Source organism: Nocardia flavorosea (genome assembly GCF_015477805.1).
In the GTDB taxonomy this organism is placed as follows: Bacteria; Actinomycetota; Actinomycetes; order Mycobacteriales; family Mycobacteriaceae; genus Nocardia; species Nocardia flavorosea_A.
Window position 1 is genome coordinate 331,378 of sequence record NZ_JADLQL010000003.1, and the last position, 19,528, is coordinate 350,905.

At 68.2% G+C, this 19,528-nt stretch carries 19 protein-coding genes; 9 read left to right on the forward strand and 10 right to left on the reverse strand.

Annotated features, from left to right (window positions below):
- Positions 1–22 precede the first annotated feature (22 nt).
- Positions 23–1,975: a vWA domain-containing protein gene (locus tag IU448_RS16885; protein WP_195056586.1), complete on the forward strand. Its 1,953-nt coding sequence runs from the start codon at positions 23–25 to the stop codon at positions 1,973–1,975.
- Positions 1,976–2,009: 34 nt separating this feature from the next.
- A complete protein-coding gene (locus IU448_RS16890; protein ID WP_416383020.1) occupies positions 2,010–2,414 on the forward strand; it encodes a TIGR03668 family PPOX class F420-dependent oxidoreductase in 405 nt (134 codons plus the stop codon).
- Between the two features lie 30 nt (positions 2,415–2,444).
- Here IU448_RS16890 and IU448_RS16895 read toward each other — a convergent pair whose 3' ends face one another.
- From IU448_RS16895 to IU448_RS16905, 3 genes are all read right to left on the reverse strand, one after another.
- Positions 2,445–2,675: a hypothetical protein gene (locus IU448_RS16895; protein WP_195056588.1), complete on the reverse strand. Its 231-nt coding sequence runs from the start codon at positions 2,673–2,675 to the stop codon at positions 2,445–2,447.
- Between the two features lie 638 nt (positions 2,676–3,313).
- Positions 3,314–3,901, reverse strand: a complete 588-nt coding sequence (locus tag IU448_RS16900; protein WP_195056589.1) for a TerD family protein — start codon at positions 3,899–3,901, stop codon at positions 3,314–3,316.
- A 52-nt stretch (positions 3,902–3,953) separates the two neighbouring features.
- Positions 3,954–4,469, reverse strand: coding sequence for a MarR family winged helix-turn-helix transcriptional regulator (locus IU448_RS16905; protein ID WP_195056590.1), 516 nt, complete (start codon positions 4,467–4,469; stop codon positions 3,954–3,956).
- 73 nt (positions 4,470–4,542) lie between these two features.
- Here IU448_RS16905 and IU448_RS16910 point away from each other — a divergent pair, with 73 nt between their 5' ends.
- The 3 genes from IU448_RS16910 (at position 4,543) to IU448_RS16920 (ending at position 8,531) form a co-directional block, all read left to right on the forward strand.
- On the forward strand, positions 4,543–5,982 hold the full coding sequence (locus tag IU448_RS16910; RefSeq protein ID WP_416383012.1) for an MFS transporter: 1,440 nt from the start codon (positions 4,543–4,545) through the stop codon (positions 5,980–5,982).
- Positions 5,983–6,040: 58 nt separating this feature from the next.
- On the forward strand, positions 6,041–7,201 hold the full coding sequence (locus tag IU448_RS16915; protein ID WP_324188620.1) for a hypothetical protein: 1,161 nt from the start codon (positions 6,041–6,043) through the stop codon (positions 7,199–7,201).
- A gap of 616 nt (positions 7,202–7,817) precedes the next feature.
- Positions 7,818–8,531 (forward strand): DUF1906 domain-containing protein, encoded by a 714-nt coding sequence (locus IU448_RS16920; RefSeq protein WP_195056591.1) that lies wholly within the window; start codon positions 7,818–7,820, stop codon positions 8,529–8,531.
- A 7-nt stretch (positions 8,532–8,538) separates the two neighbouring features.
- On the opposite strand, the gene IU448_RS16925 is transcribed toward IU448_RS16920, so the two are convergent.
- The 4 genes from IU448_RS16925 to typA all read right to left on the reverse strand — a co-directional run bounded on the left by IU448_RS16925 (position 8,539) and on the right by typA (position 13,738).
- Complete coding sequence (locus IU448_RS16925; protein WP_195056592.1) at positions 8,539–8,988, reverse strand: hypothetical protein; 450 nt, start codon at positions 8,986–8,988, stop codon at positions 8,539–8,541.
- A 119-nt stretch (positions 8,989–9,107) separates the two neighbouring features.
- A complete protein-coding gene (gene mshB, locus IU448_RS16930) occupies positions 9,108–10,019 on the reverse strand; it encodes an N-acetyl-1-D-myo-inositol-2-amino-2-deoxy-alpha-D-glucopyranoside deacetylase (protein ID WP_324188621.1) in 912 nt (303 codons plus the stop codon).
- The gene (locus IU448_RS16935; protein ID WP_195056593.1) at positions 10,001–11,788 is read right to left on the reverse strand and encodes an ABC transporter family substrate-binding protein; all 1,788 of its coding nucleotides are present in this window, start codon (positions 11,786–11,788) and stop codon (positions 10,001–10,003) included. Before IU448_RS16935 ends, mshB begins: the two co-directional genes overlap by 19 nt.
- Positions 11,789–11,839: 51 nt before the next feature.
- Positions 11,840–13,738 (reverse strand): translational GTPase TypA, encoded by a 1,899-nt coding sequence (typA, locus tag IU448_RS16940; RefSeq protein ID WP_195056594.1) that lies wholly within the window; start codon positions 13,736–13,738, stop codon positions 11,840–11,842.
- Between the two features lie 148 nt (positions 13,739–13,886).
- Between typA and IU448_RS16945 the strand changes: the two genes are divergently transcribed.
- Together IU448_RS16945 and IU448_RS16950 are read left to right on the forward strand one after the other, a co-directional pair.
- Positions 13,887–14,063 (forward strand): hypothetical protein, encoded by a 177-nt coding sequence (locus IU448_RS16945; protein ID WP_195056595.1) that lies wholly within the window; start codon positions 13,887–13,889, stop codon positions 14,061–14,063.
- A 75-nt stretch (positions 14,064–14,138) separates the two neighbouring features.
- Positions 14,139–14,429 (forward strand): 4a-hydroxytetrahydrobiopterin dehydratase, encoded by a 291-nt coding sequence (locus IU448_RS16950; RefSeq protein ID WP_195056596.1) that lies wholly within the window; start codon positions 14,139–14,141, stop codon positions 14,427–14,429.
- Here IU448_RS16950 and IU448_RS16955 read toward each other — a convergent pair.
- Positions 14,374–15,636 carry a mannosyltransferase gene (locus tag IU448_RS16955; protein WP_195056597.1) on the reverse strand — a complete coding sequence of 421 codons (1,263 nt, stop codon included), beginning with the start codon at positions 15,634–15,636 and terminating at the stop codon, positions 14,374–14,376. The genes IU448_RS16950 and IU448_RS16955 overlap by 56 nt on opposite strands.
- A 402-nt stretch (positions 15,637–16,038) precedes the next feature.
- On the opposite strand from IU448_RS16955, the gene IU448_RS16960 reads away from it, so the two are divergent.
- Positions 16,039–16,800 carry a hypothetical protein gene (locus tag IU448_RS16960; protein ID WP_228813298.1) on the forward strand — a complete coding sequence of 254 codons (762 nt, stop codon included), beginning with the start codon at positions 16,039–16,041 and terminating at the stop codon, positions 16,798–16,800.
- A 70-nt stretch (positions 16,801–16,870) separates the two neighbouring features.
- On the forward strand, positions 16,871–17,218 hold the full coding sequence (locus tag IU448_RS16965) for a hypothetical protein (protein WP_195056599.1): 348 nt from the start codon (positions 16,871–16,873) through the stop codon (positions 17,216–17,218).
- 109 nt (positions 17,219–17,327) lie between these two features.
- Here the strand turns inward: IU448_RS16965 and IU448_RS16970 are convergent, their stop codons facing one another.
- Both IU448_RS16970 and IU448_RS16975 read right to left on the reverse strand, forming a co-directional pair.
- Entirely contained in the window at positions 17,328–18,947 is a 1,620-nt protein-coding gene (locus tag IU448_RS16970; protein ID WP_195056600.1) for a PH domain-containing protein, read from the reverse strand.
- Entirely contained in the window at positions 18,944–19,453 is a 510-nt protein-coding gene (locus IU448_RS16975; protein ID WP_195056601.1) for a PH domain-containing protein, read from the reverse strand. Before IU448_RS16975 ends, IU448_RS16970 begins: the two co-directional genes overlap by 4 nt.
- Positions 19,454–19,528: the final 75 nt, after the last annotated feature.

Here is a 19,528-nt window from a genome sequence, read left to right on the forward strand (position 1 = left end):
TACCGGCCGGAGAAGAGGCGGCATGACAGCGGCGGACAGCTATTCCTACGGGCCGTATCACGAAGGACCGGATCCGCTCGCGCCTCCGCTCGACCTGCGTGCGGCATTGGCCGATATCGGCCGCGAGGTAATGGAAGGTTCGTCCCCGCGGTCGGCGCTCGAGGAACTGTTGCGACGCGGGACGAGCGGGCTGCCGGGTCTCGAGGAGCTGACCCGGCGGCTGTGGGAACGGCGGGCCGAGATCTCCCGCAATCACCGGCTCGACGGGACGTTACAACAGGTCCGGGAGCTGCTGGACAAGGCGCTGGAAGCCGAACGCCGCGCACTGTTTCCCGACCCCGCCGACGACGCCCGGTTCGCCGAAATGCAGTTGGACGCCCTGCCGTCGAGTACCGCGGGTGCGGTCCGCGAACTCGGCGAATACCAGTGGCGTTCGGATCTCGGACGCGAGAACTACCGCCGGATCCGCGATCTACTCGGCCGGGAACTACTGGAATCCCGGTTCCAGGGCATGAAGCAGGCGTTGCAGAACACCACCCCACAGGACGTGGAGCAGGTCCGGCAGATGATGTCGGATCTCAACGATCTGCTGGCCGCGCACGGCCGCGGCGAGGACACCACCGGACAGTTCGCCGAGTTCATGGCCGCGCACGGCGAGTTCTTCCCGGAGAACCCGCACAACACCGAGGAACTGATCGACGCCCTGGCCGCTCGTGCCGCCGCCGCGCAGCGAATGCTGAACTCGATGTCGGAGCAGCAGCGTTCGGAGCTCAACGAACTGCTCGGGCAGGCGTTCGGCGATCCCGCGCTGGCGCAGCAGATCGCCGCCTTGGACGCCAACCTGCGCGAGCTGCGTCCAGGTGAGGACTGGGAGTCGGGCCGGCGGTTCCGTGGGGAGGATCCGCTGGGTATGGGTGCGGCGGTCGAGGCGATGCAGGACCTCGGCGAACTCGACGAACTGGCCGCGCAGCTCGCACAGTCGTATCCGGGCGCGCGGCTCGAGGATATCGACCTGGAAATGCTGGAACGTCAGCTCGGCGCCGACGCCCGGGTCGACGCCGCCCGGCTGGCGGAACTGGAGCGGGAACTGCGCCGCCAGGGGTTGTTCGAACGCGCACCCGATGGATCGTTGCGATTGACCCCCAAGGCATTACGGCGACTCGGTGAGGTGGCGCTGCGAGATGTTGTCGGGCAGTTGCGGACCCGCAAGGGCGAGCGGGAAACCGCGCGCGCGGGAGCGTCCGGGGAGCCGACCGGCGCGAGCCGGCCGTGGCAGTTCGGCGATACCGAACCGTGGGACGTCTCGCGGACGGTGCGCAACGCGGTACTGCGGACGGCGTCCACCGGGAGCGCTACGGTGACCCTGGATGTCGCGGATGTGGAGATCGCCGAAACCGAACAGCGATCCCGGGCGGCGGTCGCCCTGTGCGTGGATACCTCGTGGTCGATGGTGCAGGACGGGCGCTGGGTGCCGATGAAACGCACCGCGCTGGCACTACAGCATTTGATCAGCACCAGATTCCGCACCGACGCACTCGAACTGATCACCTTCGGGCGCCATGCCACCACGGTGGAGATCGGGGAACTGACCGCGCTGGAACCGGTCTGGGAGCAGGGCACCAATCTGCACCATGCGCTGCTGCTGGCCGGGCGGCATCTGCGCCGCCACCCCGACGCGGTACCCGTGGTGCTGGTGGTGACCGACGGTGAACCGACCGCCCACCTGGAATCCGACGGGACATCGTTGTTCAACTGGCCGCCGGACCGGCGCACTCTCACCACCACAATGAGCCAGGTCGATTCCCTGGCGAAACTGGGCGCGTCCATTTCGGTGTTCATGCTCGGTGAACAGCCGCGGCTGGCGGCGTTCGTGGATATGGTGGCCCGGCGCAGCGGCGGCCGGGTGGTGGCACCGGATCTGGACGGTCTCGGCGCGGCCGTGGTCAGCGACTATCTGCGGGGCCGGCGGCGCTGATCCGCCGGCGCGTACGCGAGGAGTTCGGATGCGGTTGACCGAAGGGCAGGCTCGGGAGCGGTTCGCCGCGGCCCGAGTCGCCCGGCTGGCCACGGTGAACCTCGAAGGCAGCCCGCATCTCGTGCCCATCGTCTTCGCGGTCGCCGGTGAAACCATCTATACGGCCGTGGACGCCAAACCGAAATCCACCACGGCCCTGCGCCGCCTCGCGAATATCACCGCGAACCCGCGGGTCTCGGTACTCGCGGACTACTACGACGAGGACTGGGCCCGTTTGTGGTGGGTGCGCGCCGACGCTATCGCACGGATCATTGGGGGTGCGCAAGCGCATACCGGTATCGAGCAGTTGACCGATCGGTACCCGGTGTATCGGGACCAGCCACCACCGGGGCCGGTTCTGGCACTGGACGTGACGCGCTGGACCGGCTGGTCTGCCTGAACAACCATCCCTGCGGGTTCTGGGCCGGCCTTACTTGAACATGGCCCGGCGTAACCAGAACCGCTTTTCGACGGATTCGAGGTAGGCGGATCGCCCGGCTGCGGGCGAGCTCTTCTCGAGTTCACCGTCGTCGGTAACGTAGTAGACCGTGTCGGTGTTCTGGCCGCCGACTGCGGGTGTGTACACCATCCAGCCGACACTGAAGCGCTCGGCCACCAACCTTCCCGGCGAGGCACTGGACATACTGGAATCACAGGTCATGATGTGCCTACGCACCTGTATGAGGGCGTATGCCTGCGGTAGGGGTTCGACAGTGCACCCGGGATTGTCCGCGGCCGTGGAAGTGGGTGCGGTGCGGTGGGGCTCGGAGTGCTCGTCCCTTCCTGGCACGGACACCGATCCGGTATCCGTTGCGTGAGCATCCTGTTCGTCCTGCTCGCCGGCAGCGGCGTCCACCTGAGCCGGCGGAGCCGGACGGGTGTGGATGACTCTCGGGTCTTCGACCGTGACACGGCGGGGGCCGGCCGAGGCATCGCTGTCGCTGGAAGTAGCTTCCGTTTGTGCTCCGAAGGGATAGAACACGACAGGGGGCTTGTACGAAGCGACACCGGGTAGTTCGCCGTATGTCGTGGACAGCTTGCGCTCACATGCCTCGCCCATGCTCACGTTTCCTTTCGGTAACGCCGTGCCCTGTAGAGGCACCCATCGTAAGCCGTGGGCAGCGCGAGACCTTGGCCACTGCGGGTAAGTCCGGCCGGGGGCAATCCTCGGGTCGGTTGCCGTACGGATGGAACGGACCGAAGCGGCCGCCCCCGGGAATCGTAGCCCGATCATCAGCGGAAACGGGCGGCATGCACCGCCCATCCGTGTCGAACCGGGCCGTCAGGGCCGGGCGAGGATCACTGCCCGCCCATGGCGAAGCGCAGCAGCGCCTGCTTATCGCCCTGCTTGATCTTGCCCTTGCGATTGAGTACCTCCAACTGCCAGGCGTTTCCGTTCCGGAACGCGCGGGCCACGGCGTTGGCGTTGTCGGCGCCCAGCAGCGACGGCCAGATATCGGCCACCTGCTGGCTGCTGCCGCCGGACGCGTCGTAGACCTTGAACGAGATGTTGTTCGCCTTCTCGAAGGAACTGCCCTTCTTGAACGCGGCCGCGACGAAGATGATCGCGTCGATACCGTCGGGGACATCGGCGAAGGTGACATGCACGGTTTCGTCGTCTCCGGCCGCCGCGCCGGTCTGTTCGTCGCCGGAATGCAGTACCGAGTTGTTGCCGAGCGGATCGAGCGAGTCCAGGCCGGCGAAGCGTACCGGTTCGCTGCCCTGCATGAGGATGGCGATGAGATCCAGGTCCACCCCCTTCTTGCGGCGCGCCCAGCCGAGCGCGCCACCGCTGGCGCCCGCGGAGGGATCCCAGCTCACCGCGACACTCAGCTTGGTGATCCCCGCAAGATCCGCAGCGCCGTCTTCCTTTTTGAGCGTGATCATGGCTCAACGGTACCGGTATTCTCGGCCCCGTCTCCGACCGCCGATTGCCGGCTCATTGCCGTGCGGACTCCGCCGGGCGGTACGGGCGCGGCCACGGGTGACGGACGGCTCCCTCGACGCTTTCGTTGAATCTCTCCATCAACCGGACCAGTTGATCGATTTCGTCGTCGGGCCAGTCGGCGAGCATATTCGCGACTCCGCTGCGCTGCAGTTCGAGATCGGCTTCGATGAGCCGGATACCCTTCTCGCTCGGGCGCACCTTGCGCGCCACTCCGCCGTCGGGGTCGGGAACGCGTTCCACCAGATCCTGTTCCAGCATCGCGGCGACCTGCCGGTTGACCGTGGAGACATCCAGCGCGAACGCCTCGGCCAGTTCGCGCAGCGACAGCGGTGCCCCGAGTTGTAGCCGGGTCAGGATCAGATACGCGGATCTGTCCAGGTGGAACCCGCTCCTGCGACGGGCGGCCGGATGATGCCGCGAGAGCAGGGTCAACTCCAGGACGAGCCGCGCCAGCACGGTGGGATCCCGGTGATCCGCCGCACCGGTGGGCAGAGCCGAATCGGACATTCGGCCACTATGGCGTCTGATTCGTCCGATTGCAAAATTGTGCACCATACACAGCCTATGTAACGTGCATAGCGTGACCGCCGTAGCCGATGACCCCTCCAGATCCGACGAACGGGGTCGTCCGGGCGTATCACCGGCACTTCTGATCGCCACCCTCAGCACCATCGGCATCGTCGTCTCGCTCATGCAGACACTGGTCGTCCCGCTCATCCCGAGCCTGCCGACCCTGTTGAACACCAGCGCAACCAACGCATCGTGGGTGATCACGGTGACCCTGCTGGCCTCTGCGGTGTGCACGCCGATCAGTGGCCGGCTCGGCGATATGTTCGGCAAACGCCGCATCCTGCTGCTGGATCTGCTCGCGATGGTCATCGGTTCGGTGCTGTGCGCGATGTCGTCGTCGCTGATTCCCTCGGTCGCCGGACGCGCGCTGCAAGGTGTGGCGATCGGCGCCATCCCACTGGGTATCAGCATCCTGCGTGACGAATTACCACCCGAGCGCGTCGGTTCGGCCATGGCTGTGATGAGTTCCACGCTCGGCGTGGGCGGGGCGATCGGGTTGCCGCTGGCCGCCGTCATCGCCGAACACGCCGATTGGCATGTGCTGTTCTGGGCTGCGGCCGCCATGGGCACGATAGGCGCCGGACTGATCTTCCGGTTCGTCCCCGAGTCACCGGTACGCACCCCGGCGCCGTTCGATTTCGGCGGTGCCGCGGGATTGGCGACCGCCCTGCTGGCCCTGCTCATCGCGATCACGCAGGGCGCGCAATGGGGTTGGACCAGTTCCTCCATTCTCACCCTCTTCGCGATATCGATCCTGGTATTCCTCGGTTGGGGGCGATACGAGATCGGCCGCCGGCATCCACTCGTGGACCTGCGGGTTTCCGCGCGGCCCCGCGTGCTGTTCACCAATATCGCCTCGATCGCCGTCGGATTCTCCCTCTACGGCATGTCGCTGACCTTCCCGCAGCTGCTGATGGCCCCGGTCGAAACCGGCTACGGATTCGGGTTGTCGATGGTCGCGGCCGGTTTGGCGCTGGCCCCCAGCGGCTGCGTGATGATGCTGCTCTCCCCGGTGTCGGCCCGGATCTCGGCCCGGTTCGGTCCCAAACTGACGCTCGGAACCGGTTCGGCGGTGGTCGGTCTCGGCTACCTGTGCGCTTCGGCGATGATGAACAGTGTCTGGCAGATCATGCTGGCGTCGGTGCTGGTCGCGGGCGGGGTCGGGCTGGCCTATGCGGCGATGCCCGCGCTGATCATGGGTGCCGTGCCGATTACCGAAACCGCGGCCGCCAACGGGTTGAACGCGCTGATGCGTTCGGTCGGAACCTCGACCTCGGCCGCGGTGATGAGTGCGGTGCTGGCCAATATGACCATCACTCTCGGCAGCCAGGCGCTGCCGTCCCGGGACGCGTTCCACACCAGTTTCCTGATCTCGGTCGCCGCCGCCTGCGTGGCCATCGCGCTCACCGCGCTCATCCCGAAACAGGCGCAGGTGACGGATCCGGCATGACGGCGCGCGGAGCCGGCACCTCGATCGCGTAGCGTGAGCTTCAGCGGTGGAGGTGAAGGTGTCGGAACTGCTCATGGAACCGGTCGAAGCGGTCGAAATGGAATGGATCGACTACGCCGAATTCGGCGAACGATTCGTCACCCACGCGGTGACCGAATCCAGGATCGAGGCGGCGGTCGCGGGGATCACCGGACGCGGGCTGAGTATCGGCCCGTTCAATCTCGGCCCGGCCGGGCTCGCCGGTTTCCTGGCCGAAGGCCGGATCGGCCGTCCGGAGGTGGTACGCCGCGGTTCGCGGGTCAGCTTCGATGTCCGGATACCGGTCTCGCTGGCCGCGAAGATCCTGCTCGGCGGCCGGCGTCTCGGACTGGAAACGGTGGTCTCGATCGACCTCACCTTCCACGCCCGCACCGCCGATCCGCTGCTCGTCGTGATCGATATCCCCGAGGTGCGCCGGTCGGATGTGCGGGTGCTGTTGCGGCTGGCCGCCGCGGATTCGGTGGCCGAATGGATGCTGGACCCGATCTCCGGGCTGCTGCAGGACGAGGTCGCGAACCGGGTGAACGCGATGCTGGGTGATCCCGGTGTCATGCGCAGCCGGATCTACGATGTCGAGGCCATCGTCGACGGGCGGCGCTCCCCGTACCGCCGGCGCACCGAATTCGAGTGGATCGACCACGCCGAGTTCGGCCGCCGTTTCTTTCCGCGGCTGGTCACCCGTGAACGCCTCGCCGGTTTCGTCGCCCAGGTAACCGACCGGCCGATCGCGATCGGCCCGTTCCGTACCGGGCCCCGCGCGGCCGCCGAGGTCACGGTGCGCGGCGAAGTCGGGCAGCCGCTGCTCACCGACCTACCCGCCACCCCGGCGGTGGACGGCGAAATCGCCCCGGTGCGCTTCGGTCTCATGGTCCCGGTATCGCTGAACATCACCGTCAACGTCCGCAAGGACAACCGCTACCGGGCCGATGTCGAGATCCCGCTGGTTCTCACCGCCCACGCCGCCGACCCCCTGCTGATCGTGATCGAAGTGGATCCACCGGTCGCCGAAGAAGTCCGCCTCGAATACGCGGCCGAGGGCATGCGTGCCGCAGCCCTGGGTGTCTTGGGCGGGATCAAGAAACAGATCGTTACCCAGGTGGTCCGGGTGGTGCGCGCCGAACTGGCCGACCCGGCCACGCGGACCCTGGATGTCGCCGCACGGATCGATCGGTTGCTGTAGGGGCCGCCGAACCGCCGGGCGACAGTGCAACGCCCCGGCAGCGTCGGCCCGAAGACACCGCCGAATCGGGACGCCTCCGGGAGGCGGTGCCGGGGCATCGAAACGTCGTCCACGCCGTCTACCGCAAGGCAGACCGGCCGAGCGGGCTCGGCCTGATGGCGGGCATCCGCCCGGACCCGGCCGGATTTCGACACCGTGCTGGACAGGCTGCTCCAGCACACCCACGTACGGATTGCGCGGAATGGGACGCGTGCCAGGGTGCAACCTCGGAGTGTCGGCCACGGTACGGCATCGTGTGCCGGCCGTCGACCCGCAGTGTGGCCGCCTTCTACGGTGACCGGCCAGCGGGTCAGGAGGTCGGCAAGACGGCACGCATTCTGTCCGTGTTCCCGCCGGGCCGGTTCGCCTGCGTCCGCCGTTCTTTGCCGGCCGTGCGGCCGATTCGGCACCGGCCCACACAACGGGTCCCACGGCATCGCCCGGTTCCGCGCGTCGGATCAGTGGCGAACAGCGTGCGTGATGCAATGGTTGCGCGTTCGAATCTGTCGGTGTGGAAGGCGGCAGGGACGGTGTCCGAACACTTTCACTGTTTCCACGGGGTGCGAAGGAGTCTTCGATGGTTTCGTTGTCACGACGTGCGCTGCTCGGGTACACCGGCGCCGGAGTCGCGGCCGCAGCGATGGGTTCGGTATCCGCGGCCCGGCCCGCCGCGGCCGCACCGCGGGGCACACTGCTCGACTATGCGGCGGGGGTGCCGTCGGCGGCGGCGATCAAGGCCGCCGGGCATGCGGGTGTCATCCGGTATGTATCGGATCGCCGGCCGGGCGCGGAGTGGATGGCCGGGAAACCGCTGCTGGCCGGGGAGGTTTCGGCGTTGCGGGAGGCGGGGCTGGCGATCGTGTCCTGCTACCAGTTCGGCAAGGGCCCCACCGCGGACTGGCGAGGCGGGCTGGAGGCCGGTAAGCGGCATGCCGCACGAGGGCTGGAATTGCACCGCGCCGCGGGCGGTCCGGAGAATCGGCCGATCTACGCGTCCATCGACGACAACCCCACGCCGGTCGATTTCGCGGCCATGATCCTGCCGTACCTGCACGGCTGGCAGTCGGTGGTGGGCCGGGAGAACACCGGTGTCTATGCCAATGCGCCCACCATCGAACTGGCCCGGATCGCCGGGGTGGGGGCGTGGTTCTGGCAGCACGATTGGGGTACCCCGGCCGGTTTCGTCCATCCCGCGGCGAACCTGCACCAGTTCGAGATCGACGACCGCACGGTGGACGGGGTGGGGGTGGATGTGAACAATATCCTCACCGCGGAATACGGGGCCTGGTGAACCCCACTTACTTCTTCGCCGGTTTCGGCCGGTTCGCCGCCGTGTACATGTAGATCAGCGGAACCACGGCCCCGGACAGGAACAGCAGCAGTGTCGGCAGATCGCTGCGCAGCGGGTAGTCGCCGCCCGGCCCGCGACTGGCGGCGATCAGGAATGCGGCCAGCCAGGCACCCACCGGGAGGAACAGTACCGAAAGCCGGGTGCTCACCGTCGCGACCGCCCACACCAGCGCCAGATTCACCGGCCCGGCCAGGATCGCGGTGATCGGTAGCGGCACGGTCCCGATGTAGAGGGGAAGATAGAGCACTTCGAGGATCAGTGCGATCACCGCGTCCAGGACGAGCACGGCGACGATCAGCGGGCCGGGGATCCCGTTCACGGCGGCGGTGGCCCAGCCGCCCGCTCGCGACCGCAGACTCCGGGCCGGGGCCGCCGAATCCGCCACGGTGGCCGTCACCGGTGTGGCCGATTCGCCGGCAGTGAACCTGCTGTCACCCGCGCCGCGCGGGCCGGACCGCCCTCGATTTCCCAGTGCTGCATGCGGACGAGTGTATTCGGCGGCGCGGCGCCCGGTGGTTATGCCAGTCCGGCGAACAGATCGTCTTCGCGGCCGTCCGCGCCGCGCGGCCCGATCCGGCCGCGGGCCAGTATGTAGTGCTCCTCGGGGAGAACAGGCTGGGCGACCATATTGGTCAGCGCGAACTCGCGGCCCGACGGCGCGACCGTGAGCTGGGTGGCATGCGCCCGCAGCGCGGCCCGTTTACCGGTCAGGACTTCGGCGACATCGATCGTTGTCGTCACCGAAGTGCTCGGCACGCAAGCCAGTTCGTTCTCCGCCGCGAGCCGCCAGCCGGATGGCAGGGCGCCGGGCAGGCCGTCGACGGTGCGCCGGGCCAGCGCCCGCAGATGGTCGCGCAGGATATCGGCGTCGGTCACGGTCCAGTAGAGCTTGGGAGTGTCCCAGCCCTGTGCCGCGGCGGCCGTCACCGCGGCGGTGGTGACCTGATGCGCCTGGATATGGTCGGGATGCCCGTAACCCCCGTTGGGGTCGTAGGTCACGACCACGCGCGGCCGCAACCGCAAGATCACGGCGACCAGCGCTTCGACTGCGGCGTCACCCGATCGGACAAAGGCGCGCGGATGGTCGGCGGCGGGGGTGCCGGCCATACCCGAGTCGCGCCAGCGGCCCGCACCGCCCAGGAAACAGGGTGGCCCGGCGCCGAGTTCGGTGAGGGCGCGGGTGAGTTCGCCGATGCGGTAGCCGCCGAGCTGGTCGGCGTGCTCGGCGGCCAGTCCGGCCCATTCGTCGCCGATGATCTCGCCTTCTTCGCCGAGCGTGCAGGTCACCACGGTGACCGGGACCCCGAGCCGGCGGTAGTGCGCGATGGTGCCGCCGGTGGTGATGCTTTCGTCGTCCGGGTGGGCGTGGACCAGCAGCAGCCCGCCGTCGCCGCGTGGTTCGGCGGGGGTCACGGGATCCGCCGCCACATCGCCGCGTCACCGAAGATGCCGGCCTGGATGGCGCCGCTGAGCGAGGCGCCGTCCACCGAGGGCCCGGCCGCGGCGACCACATTGTCCTGCACGATCGGCAAGACGATGGATTCGCCCCACAGGCGTGGTTCGGCGTCGGCCAGTGTCCGGGGCACCTCGATCCCGCGCAGGGCGCCGTCGATGGCCGGCTGGAATTCCGGATCGCACACACCGGACAGGTTGCTGGGCGCCTGCCGCGCCGCTTCCACGGCCGCGGGCACTTCGGTTCCGGTGCGCTCGGCGCCTTCCCCGGGCGGGCCGACGGGCGGCGCGGGCGGGCAACCGTACCGGGAAGCCAGTGCCGTCGCGGGATCGCCGCCGGTCGCCTCCCAGCCCACCACCGCGTCGACGGTGCTCTCGACGAGTTCTTTCCCGTACAACTCGTCGGCCGGCAGATTGCGCACCGAGGCGTCGATACCGGCGCTGCGCAACTGGTCGGCGGCGGTGTTGGCGACCGCGATGGCCGTGTCGTCGCCGGTCACCGCGCCGATCCGGAGCACCAGCGGTTCGCCGTTGCGGGCCAGCGAACGCGGTCGCGGCGCGGGCGAGGTCGCCGAAACCGGGGGTGGTTCCGGCGACCGGCCGAAACCGGCCTCGGCCAGCAGCGCGAACGCCTGGTCGGGAGCGAGCGGAGGCGGCTGGGTGGGGGTGTAACCAGGATCGGAGGGGGAGAGCACCTGGGCGCGGACCGGTTCGACCCAATTCCCGGTTTGTGCGCCGACGGTGGCCAGCAGCGCCGGATCGAGCAGGGCGAGTACCGCTGTGCGCACCCGATGATCGGCGAGTACGCCGTCGCGGCCGTTGAGGGTCAGCCGCAGCTGCCGCGACTGCGGCATGATCGCGGTCCGCACCGAGGGGATCGCGGCGAGCTGGGCTTCGGTGGCGACACCGCCGTGCACGAGTGCCATCTGGGTATCGCCGTTGCGCAGCGAATCGGCGAGCTGGGCGGTGGTGCCCCCGCGGCGCAGCAGGATCTGGTCCGGCCGGGCGGGGGTGCCCCAGAACCGGTCGTTGCGTTCCAGCAGGATCTCGTCGCGGCCGGGGTCGGCGGATTCGATGGTGAAGTGATTGCCCGACACCGGTATCTGCTCGACCAATGTGCGCTGGAAACCGCCCGGCGAATCCTTCATCAGATGCGAGGGCAGCAGATTCGCGAACAGCTGCGGCCACGCCGGATACGGCGCGTTCATGACCACGGTGACGGTTTTCCCGCCACCCGATGACCGGACATCGGAGATCAGCCGGTAACCCGCGGGATCGATCACGCCGGGCTGGGTGATCATCTGCTGCCACAGGTACCAGAAATCCTCGGCTGCGATCGGCGCGCCGTCGGACCAGTTGGCCTGGTCCTTCAACTGGTAGGTGATGGTGAACGGCGCCTGTGCGGTGACCGTCGCCGATTCGAGCAGGGCGGTGTCGGGAACCCACAGCGTCGCCCCGGGCGCGGCCGGGTCGGGAGTGGGCCGGAACGGGCTCGGCAGCACCATGGCCGCGACCGCGGACGTCGCCGGGGACTGGTTCGATCGAAGATGCGGGTTGAACCCGATCCCGATATCGTCGACGGCCACCACGACCGTGTTCTTGGTGGGCAGCGCCGGTTCGGTTTTCGGGCTGTCGGTACTGGCTATGGGTGGTGGCGGGTCGGCGGTGCATCCGGCCAGTACCGGAACGAGCACCGCCAACAGCACCAGCAGCCCGCGCCACACCGCGCGCCTCCCCGAAATCATCCTCGGCACTCTACCCAACGCCCGGCTGTCGGTGTCCGGTGGCGAAACCGGTTACAGCGCGGCCCGGTCGCGGGCTTTGCGTCGGGACAACTCCCGGGCCCGCTCATTGGCGGCCAGCGTCACCTTGCGTACCCGGACGACCTCCGGGGTCACTTCGACGCATTCGTCGGCGGCACAGAATTCCATGGCCGCTTCCAGGTCCAGCTGCAGCGGTTTGGCCAGCGTCTCCATCACATCGGCGGTGGAGGAGCGCATATTGGTGAGCTTCTTCTCCTTGGTCACGTTGATATCGAGGTCCTCGGCGCGCGGGTTGATTCCGACGACCATGCCCTCATAGGTCTCCGCGCCGGGTTCGACGAAGAACTGCCCGCGGTCGGCGAGCTGGATCATGGCGAACGGGGTCACGCTGCCGGACCGGTCGGAAACCAGCGATCCGGTGTGCCGGGCCCGGATCTCGCCCGCCCACGGGGCGTAACCGTGCGAGACGGCGTTGGCGATACCGGTGCCGCGGGTTTCGGTGAGGAAATCGGTGCGGAATCCGATCAACCCGCGGGACGGCACGATGAACTCCATCCGCACCCAGCCCGCGGCATGGTTGTTCATCTGCACCATCTTGCCCTTACGGGCGGCCAGCAGCTGGGTGATGGCACCCAGGTATTCGTCCGGGCAGTCGATGGTGAGCTCTTCGTAGGGCTCGTGCACCTTGCCGTCGACCTGCCGGGTCACCACCTGCGGTTTGCCGACGGTCAGTTCGAAACCCTCGCGCCGCATCTGCTCGACGAGGATGGCGAGGGCGAGTTCACCACGGCCCTGTACCTCCCAGGCATCCGGGCGGCCGATATCGAGGACCCGCAGCGAAACATTGCCGACCAGTTCCTGGTCGAGTCGCGACTTCACCATGCGGGCGGTGAGTTTGTGTCCCTGCACCCGGCCGACCAGCGGCGAGGTGTTGGTACCGATGACCACCGAGATCGCGGGCTCGTCCACCGTGATCCGGGGCAGCGCGACGGGTTCGTCGGCGTCGGCGAGGGTATCGCCGATCATGATGTCGGGGATACCGGCGACGGCGACGATATCGCCGGCCACCGCGACCTCACCCGGCTGCCGTTCGACACCGACGGTCTGCAGCAGTTCGGTGATCTTGACGGTTTTCACCCCGTCCGCGTGCATCCACGCGACGTTCTGCCCCTTGCGGAGTTCACCGTTGTGGATGCGCACCAGCGCGAGCCGGCCCAGGAAGGCCGAGGCGTCGAGGTTGGTGACATGGGCCTGCAGCGGTGCGGTCGGGTCGCCCTTGGGGGCGGGAATGTTCTGGAGCAGCACATCGAACAGTGCGTCGAGGTTGTCCGCGTTCGGCACCTCGCCGTTCTGCGGCTGCTCCTTGGATGCCTTGCCCGCGCGGCCGGAGGCGTAGAGCACGGGCAGATCCAGGGCGAGTTCGGCGGCTTCGGCGGCGTCGTCGTCGAGATCGGAGGCGAGGTCCAGCAGCAGATCGTGGCTTTCCTCGACGACCTCGGCGATCCGCGCGTCGGGGCGGTCGGTCTTGTTGACCACCAGGATCACCGGCAGGCAGGCCGCGAGGGCCTTGCGCAGGACGAACCGGGTCTGCGGCAGCGGCCCCTCGGAGGCGTCCACGAGCAGCACCACACCGTCGACCATGGACAGGCCGCGTTCGACCTCACCGCCGAAATCGGCGTGGCCCGGGGTGTCGATGACATTGATGACGGTGACACTGCCGTCCGGATGGTGCCGGTGAACGGCGGTGTTCTTGGCGAGAATGGTGATGCCCTTCTCGCGTTCCAGATCGCCGGAATCCATCACCCGGTCGACGAGTTCGGCCCGTTCGGCGAAAGCGCCGGACTGTCGCAGCATGGCGTCGACGAGTGTCGTCTTGCCGTGGTCGACGTGTGCCACGATGGCGACGTTGCGAAAATCGCGTGCAGACGACACGCCGGTTCCTCCTGCTGTTGGCTGTTTCTTCTCCGTCGGACCCTGGAATAGGGAGATAAGGACTCACCGGGCATCTGGGCCGGGTATACCCTACCGGTGCCGTTGGTGGCCTGCTCGCGCCGCCCAAGGTAAGGGTATGCTAACCCGCATGGGCAAGGTCAAGGCGAAAGAGGTGTCGAGCCTCCAGCCGAAGAAGAAGTGCTGTCGGAAGAAGACGCGCTGTGTGAAATGCCCTGTGGTGATCATGCGGATGAAGCGCCTGGAGGCCGCGGGCGCCACCGGTAAGGAATTGAAGAAAGGCCTGAAAAAGGCACGCGCCGCCTGAGCCGATCCGGGCCGGCGGGTGAATTCACGGCGGCCACCGATGTGAGAATGCGAACTCGCGGGGTACCACGGCGATATGACCACACCACTGCTCACCGAAACCGAGATCACCGACTCCCTCGATACCCTGCCCGAATGGTCGCGCGCGGGCGATGCGATAACCCGCACCGTGCAAGCGTCGTCATTCCTCGACGGAATCGAGCTCGTGCGGCGCGTGGCGGAGGCCGCTGAGGCGGCGAACCATCATCCCGATATCGATATCCGCTGGAGAAAGGTGACCTTCACGCTGTCCACGCATTCCGCGGGCGGGCTCACGGCACAGGACGTCGCGCTGGCTCGGGAGATCGATCGGCTGGCGGGCCGGTGATCCGGGAAACCGCGCGACCCGCCCAGATGGTCCACGCGTAGAGCGCGAGCGCGCCGACCACATCGACGGCGCCCAGCCAGGACCACACCCCCCAGCGCGAGATCGTCCAGATCGAATCCTGCAGGAACGACAGCACCCACGGTGCGCCCACCAAGGTGGTGATCAACCAGTACCCGGCCAAGATCTTCGCCCCGGCCACCTCCCGGAACGGTCCGTAGAGCAGCCAGAGGACGGTCGGCAGCAGCCAGCCCCAGTGATGCGACCAGGAGATCGGCGAGATCAGCAACCCGAACAGCTGCACGATCAGCGCGGTACCCAGCAGATCGTCGCGGCGCAACGCGCGCCACGCGAACCAGCCCAGCACCGCCATTACCAGTACACCGGCGATCCACCACGGCCCGGTGCCGACATCGCTGCCCAGAAGCCGGCTCAATGCCCCGCGCAGTGACTGATTCCACACCGATCCCACCGGGCCGATCCGGTCGGCATCGCCGAGCAGGGTGCCGAAGTAGCGCCGGGTCTCTTCGGGATTGAGCAGGAAACTGCCCCCGACGGTCAGGCCGAAGACCACCCCCGACCAGACCGCCGCGAGCCAGCGGCGCCGCGCCAGGAAATACAGCCCGCTGATCGCCGGCGTGAGTTTGATTCCCGCGACCACCCCGACCAGCGTTCCCGAGATCCACCACCGCGTACTGCGGACGGCCAGCATCACCCCGAGCATCAGGAAGACATTGACCTGCCCGTAGTCGATCGTGGTGCGCACCGGTTCGAACCACAGGCCCACCGCCGTCCACGCCACCGTGGCGGTCCGCCACCGCGGCTCGGTGAGCGCTTCGGGGCCCAGCATCAATTCGAATGCGATCCGCACCACCCAGTACAGGGCGGCGACGATCGCGAACAGCCACAGCACCGCCACCACGGTGAACGGCAGGAAATGCAGCGGGAAGAACACGACCGCCGCGAACGGCGGATAAGTGAAGGGCAGCGGGAAATCCGGGGTCTTCTCGGCGTAGGTGAAATCGTAGAGATCGTCGGTGAGCAGCGCGGCCGAACCGTCCACGTAGACGTGCAGATCCACCAGGTTCATCCCGTTGGGTGTCAGCAGCATCCACAGCAGCCGTACCGCCACACTGATTCCCAGTGCCGCCAGGGCCAGGCGAAACGGTGTGAACCCCCGGAGAGCGGTCCGGGCGCTGGGCTGATTCAAGACATGGGCTTTCGAGTCGGTCCGGGTCGGCGGCCGGACCCGGCGCGGCGGCAGGAGTTTCCGGCGCGGAATACATTAACCCGACCGTGCCGGGGCACGGCGCGACCGGTTGGCTCGATCGTTCGCGGGGGCCGGCGAGTGGAACGGATGATCTCCGGACCGCCGGGGCGTCTGGGCGACACACATATGCGCTCGACTCAAATTTCACACATGTCACAATGGCTACCCGCTACTGTCGGGTATCACAGCGAAATAGGGGTCGCATTCGCTACCCCGGTGCTGTACAACGCGCGCCAGTGTCCTTAGAGTGACCCCGAAACGACGGCTTTTCAGCGTCGCCCAGATGTACCCGAGGTAAGGACGGCTAGACCAGTGCTTCGCACCCGAGGATCGCGGATCGCAATGTCCGCGCTCGCCATAGCGGCGGGCGCCTCCCTCGTGGCGCCCGCGACAGCCGTCGCGGCCCCGGCCACCGAGACATCGGTGAACAGCGTCCCGATGGTCCCCGAAGGGGTCCCGGTCGACGTGCTCGCCGCCCTGGCCCCGGTTATCGTCAACCCGCCGGCGGCGCCCGTCGCCCAGGACATCGCCGCGCCGGGCAGCCCCCAGGCCGCGATCCTGGCCCAGGCCCGCGCGCTGCTGGACACCGTGAATCTGCCCCCGCAGATCGAAGCCACCCTGGAACGGGTCATCACCTTCTTGGACGGCAGCGGTGGCGGCGGTCCCGAGATCCCGGAATCCGGGCCCGCGATCGCCCAGTTCCTCTACCCGACGATCGGCAAGGGCTGCATCGCCCCGTCCGGCGACTCCGTCGGCACCGCCCTCGCGGTTCCCGGCCCGGCGCAGCTGCCGCCGCCCGGCCCGGCCGCCGGCCAGACCGGTTTCGTGTTCACCGCCCTCGGCACCGAACGGCCCACCGCCGAACAGCCGCAGCCGATGACGGTGCAGTGGCGCAATATCGATACCGGCGCTGCCGGCACCGAGGTGCTCACCGACGAAGCCAAGATCAATCCCGACGGTCCCGCGACGCTCTCGGCGATTGCGAACACGGGCACCGGGCGCATCGTCGCGGTCATCGGCGGCGGGCTCACCACCCAGGCCACCGAAACCGAGGCGCGTAGCTGCTCCTTCGCTCCGACCCTGGGCTTCTTCACCGTCGGCTAGTCCCGAATCCGCTGGATTTCCGGCGCATCGGTGCGCCGGAAAACAGAGCTGGTTGTGGTAGACCGGGGATATGGCGACTGTCGAGCATTCGCACAGATCAATCCGGAGTCGGCGCTCGTCGCGGTCGATTCTGTCCATCAGATCCGTTGGGTCGATCCTGTCGATCGGATCGGCGTATTCCATCCTCTCCATCGGCAGTACCGGATCGGTGCTGTCGATCGGTTCGATCGGATCCTTCGGATCACTCATCTCCAGCGGGTCGTTCCTGAGCCTCGGTTCGGCGCTGTCCGGGCTGTCGCGCTGGTCGCTGCTGTCCTGGATGGGCAACCATTCGAGTCCGGACGAACGGCCCGGGCTGCGGGTGGTCGCCGACGAACCCGATCTGCGAGACGCACCCACCCGCCACTGCCAGACCTGAGGGATTTGCTGGACTCGGTTGCCCGGCGGTGGCGTGGCCGCACAAGGGTGGGCCATCCGGCGAGCGTCGTGATGGCGCCGACGGCATGGATGCGCCGTGGTGGATGGTCCTATAGGCCCGGGGTGACCTTGTCGATCACGGGGCGAACCTGGCCGAGAGGGATGTCCGGGATCGAATACACCTTCTTTCCGGCGGCGGTGGTGGCGGAGAGGGTGGCCAGGCCGGAACGGCGCTGCCAGAGGGACTGCCGGACCGTCCAGCCGATGATGCCGGGCGCTTCGAGACAGGATCGTTCCCGGTCGAGGGAACCGGATCGGAGTACCAGCCAGGTCGGCGCGCCCGCTTCCGCGGGCAGGACCGCGTGGCCGAGGCCGCGGTAGCGGTCGGCGGCGAGCAGTGCGCAGACCGGGATCAGCGCGATCGGTATCAGCCACCACCAGACCGCGATCTGCAGGCCGACGGCCGTGAGAATCGCCAGGGCGAGGAAGACGAGCGGCGCCGGCCACATGCCCCGGATGTAGCGTCGCCGCCGGGCTGCCGGTCCGTGTGGCGTGAGCGTGACCCGGGCCGGTGCCGGAAGCTGCGATATGGCGGCGGGTTCCGGGGCCGGCCGATCACGGCGGGGCCGGAGCAGATCGGCGAGGGTGCGTTCGACGGCTGTCCGGGGCGACTGCGGCAGGATTTTCTGCCGTGGGTTCTCGCCGGTCATGATCGCTTCGAGTTGGGCGGCGCCGGCCAGGCGCAGCAGCAGGGGCTCGATGATCGTGGCACCGCGTAACCGGGCCGTATCGAGGGTGATCTGCCGCAGGGTGAACAGGCCCCGCCGGACCTGCAGGGTGCTGCCGTAATCGGTGACCCGCAGCCCGAAATACGTGATCAGATAGTGTGCGCAGGCCGCCACGCTGACCACTACGACGAGAGCGGCCAGGAACAGCACGCCGAGGATGATCAGCGCCGCCACGCCGGCACCGCGTACTGTGTCCACGGTCTCCCGGTCGACCCGGATTGCGGTGGAGCCCAAGCCGAACTGGGCGGCGATACCGAGGGCGGAGGCGGCGAGGGCGAACCCGGTCAGCGACAGCGGCGCGTAGCGCACCCACTCCGCCCGCCAATGCCCGATTTCGCGGCCCGCTGCCGTCTCGATTCCGTGCTGCGCCGCGGAATCGGTATCGCCGCCCGGCACCGCGCCGGTGTGGATATCATCCGCGCCGGCGGGTGCGGTGGGGACGTCCGGGGCGAGCTCGGAGGTCCCGGGGACACCGGCGGAGATATGGGGCCGCCGGGTGTGTGCGAGCAGTTCGGTACGCAGTGGACGGACCTGATCGGCGGCCAGCGCGTCGAGGGTGAACCGATCGTCGGCTCCGGCTTCCTGTCCGGTACCGATCACCACCGCGGCCAGCCCCAGGATCCGGTGCAGCGGGTCGGCCTCGATATCCACCGAACGGATCCGGGCCCGCGGCACCGACAATCGTTTCCGCTGGATCACGCCGGTACGGAGTTCGACGTGGGTGGGACTCATCCGGTAGGTGGTGGTGAACCAGAGTGCGAGTCCGTAGGGCACGACGATGACCGGTCCCAGCAGGACCCACAGCGGATTCCCGGAGCTGACACCGAGCACCGCGCCACCGATCACCGCCGGCAGGAACTTCATGATCGCCTGCACCGGATGCACCAGCAGCATGCGGCGGTCGAGACGCTGCCACGGCCGCTCGCCGGCCGCGCCGCTCATGTCGCATCCCCACGGTGCCGGGCCGCGATCTCGGTCAATTGCGCCACCGTCTCGTCGGCGAGCGACTTGTCGAGCAACCCGATCCGCACGGCGCCCGCCGAGGAAGCCGTGGTGACGGTGATCGTCGACAGGCCGAGCAGCCGCTCCAGCGGGCCGCGTTCGGTATCCACGGTCTGCACCCGGGAAATCGGTGCGACCCGGCTCTCCAGCGATAACCAGCCCACCCGGGTGTACACCGCCTCGTCGGTCACCTCCCAGCGGTGTACCCGATAACGCCAGCGGGGCACTACGATCGTCGCCAGCACGGCAACGGGAACGACGACCACCGCCGCGGCCACCTGCCAGGGGCGGCGGTCGGGATCGGCAACCGCCCAGGCCACCAGCGCGATGATGAGGACCAACCAGGTCAGGGCGATCTCCACCGTCCACAGTGTCTTCGCGCGGGGACTGGGCCGCCGAGCGGGGTCGAGCAGCGGATCGGTGGACCGAGGCGGGCTGTCCGGCATGTATTCATGGTCGCACGTTTGTTCGGCGTTTCGGCCCGGACAAGATCGAACAGCGGCCCGGCGGTTCCCGCGCAC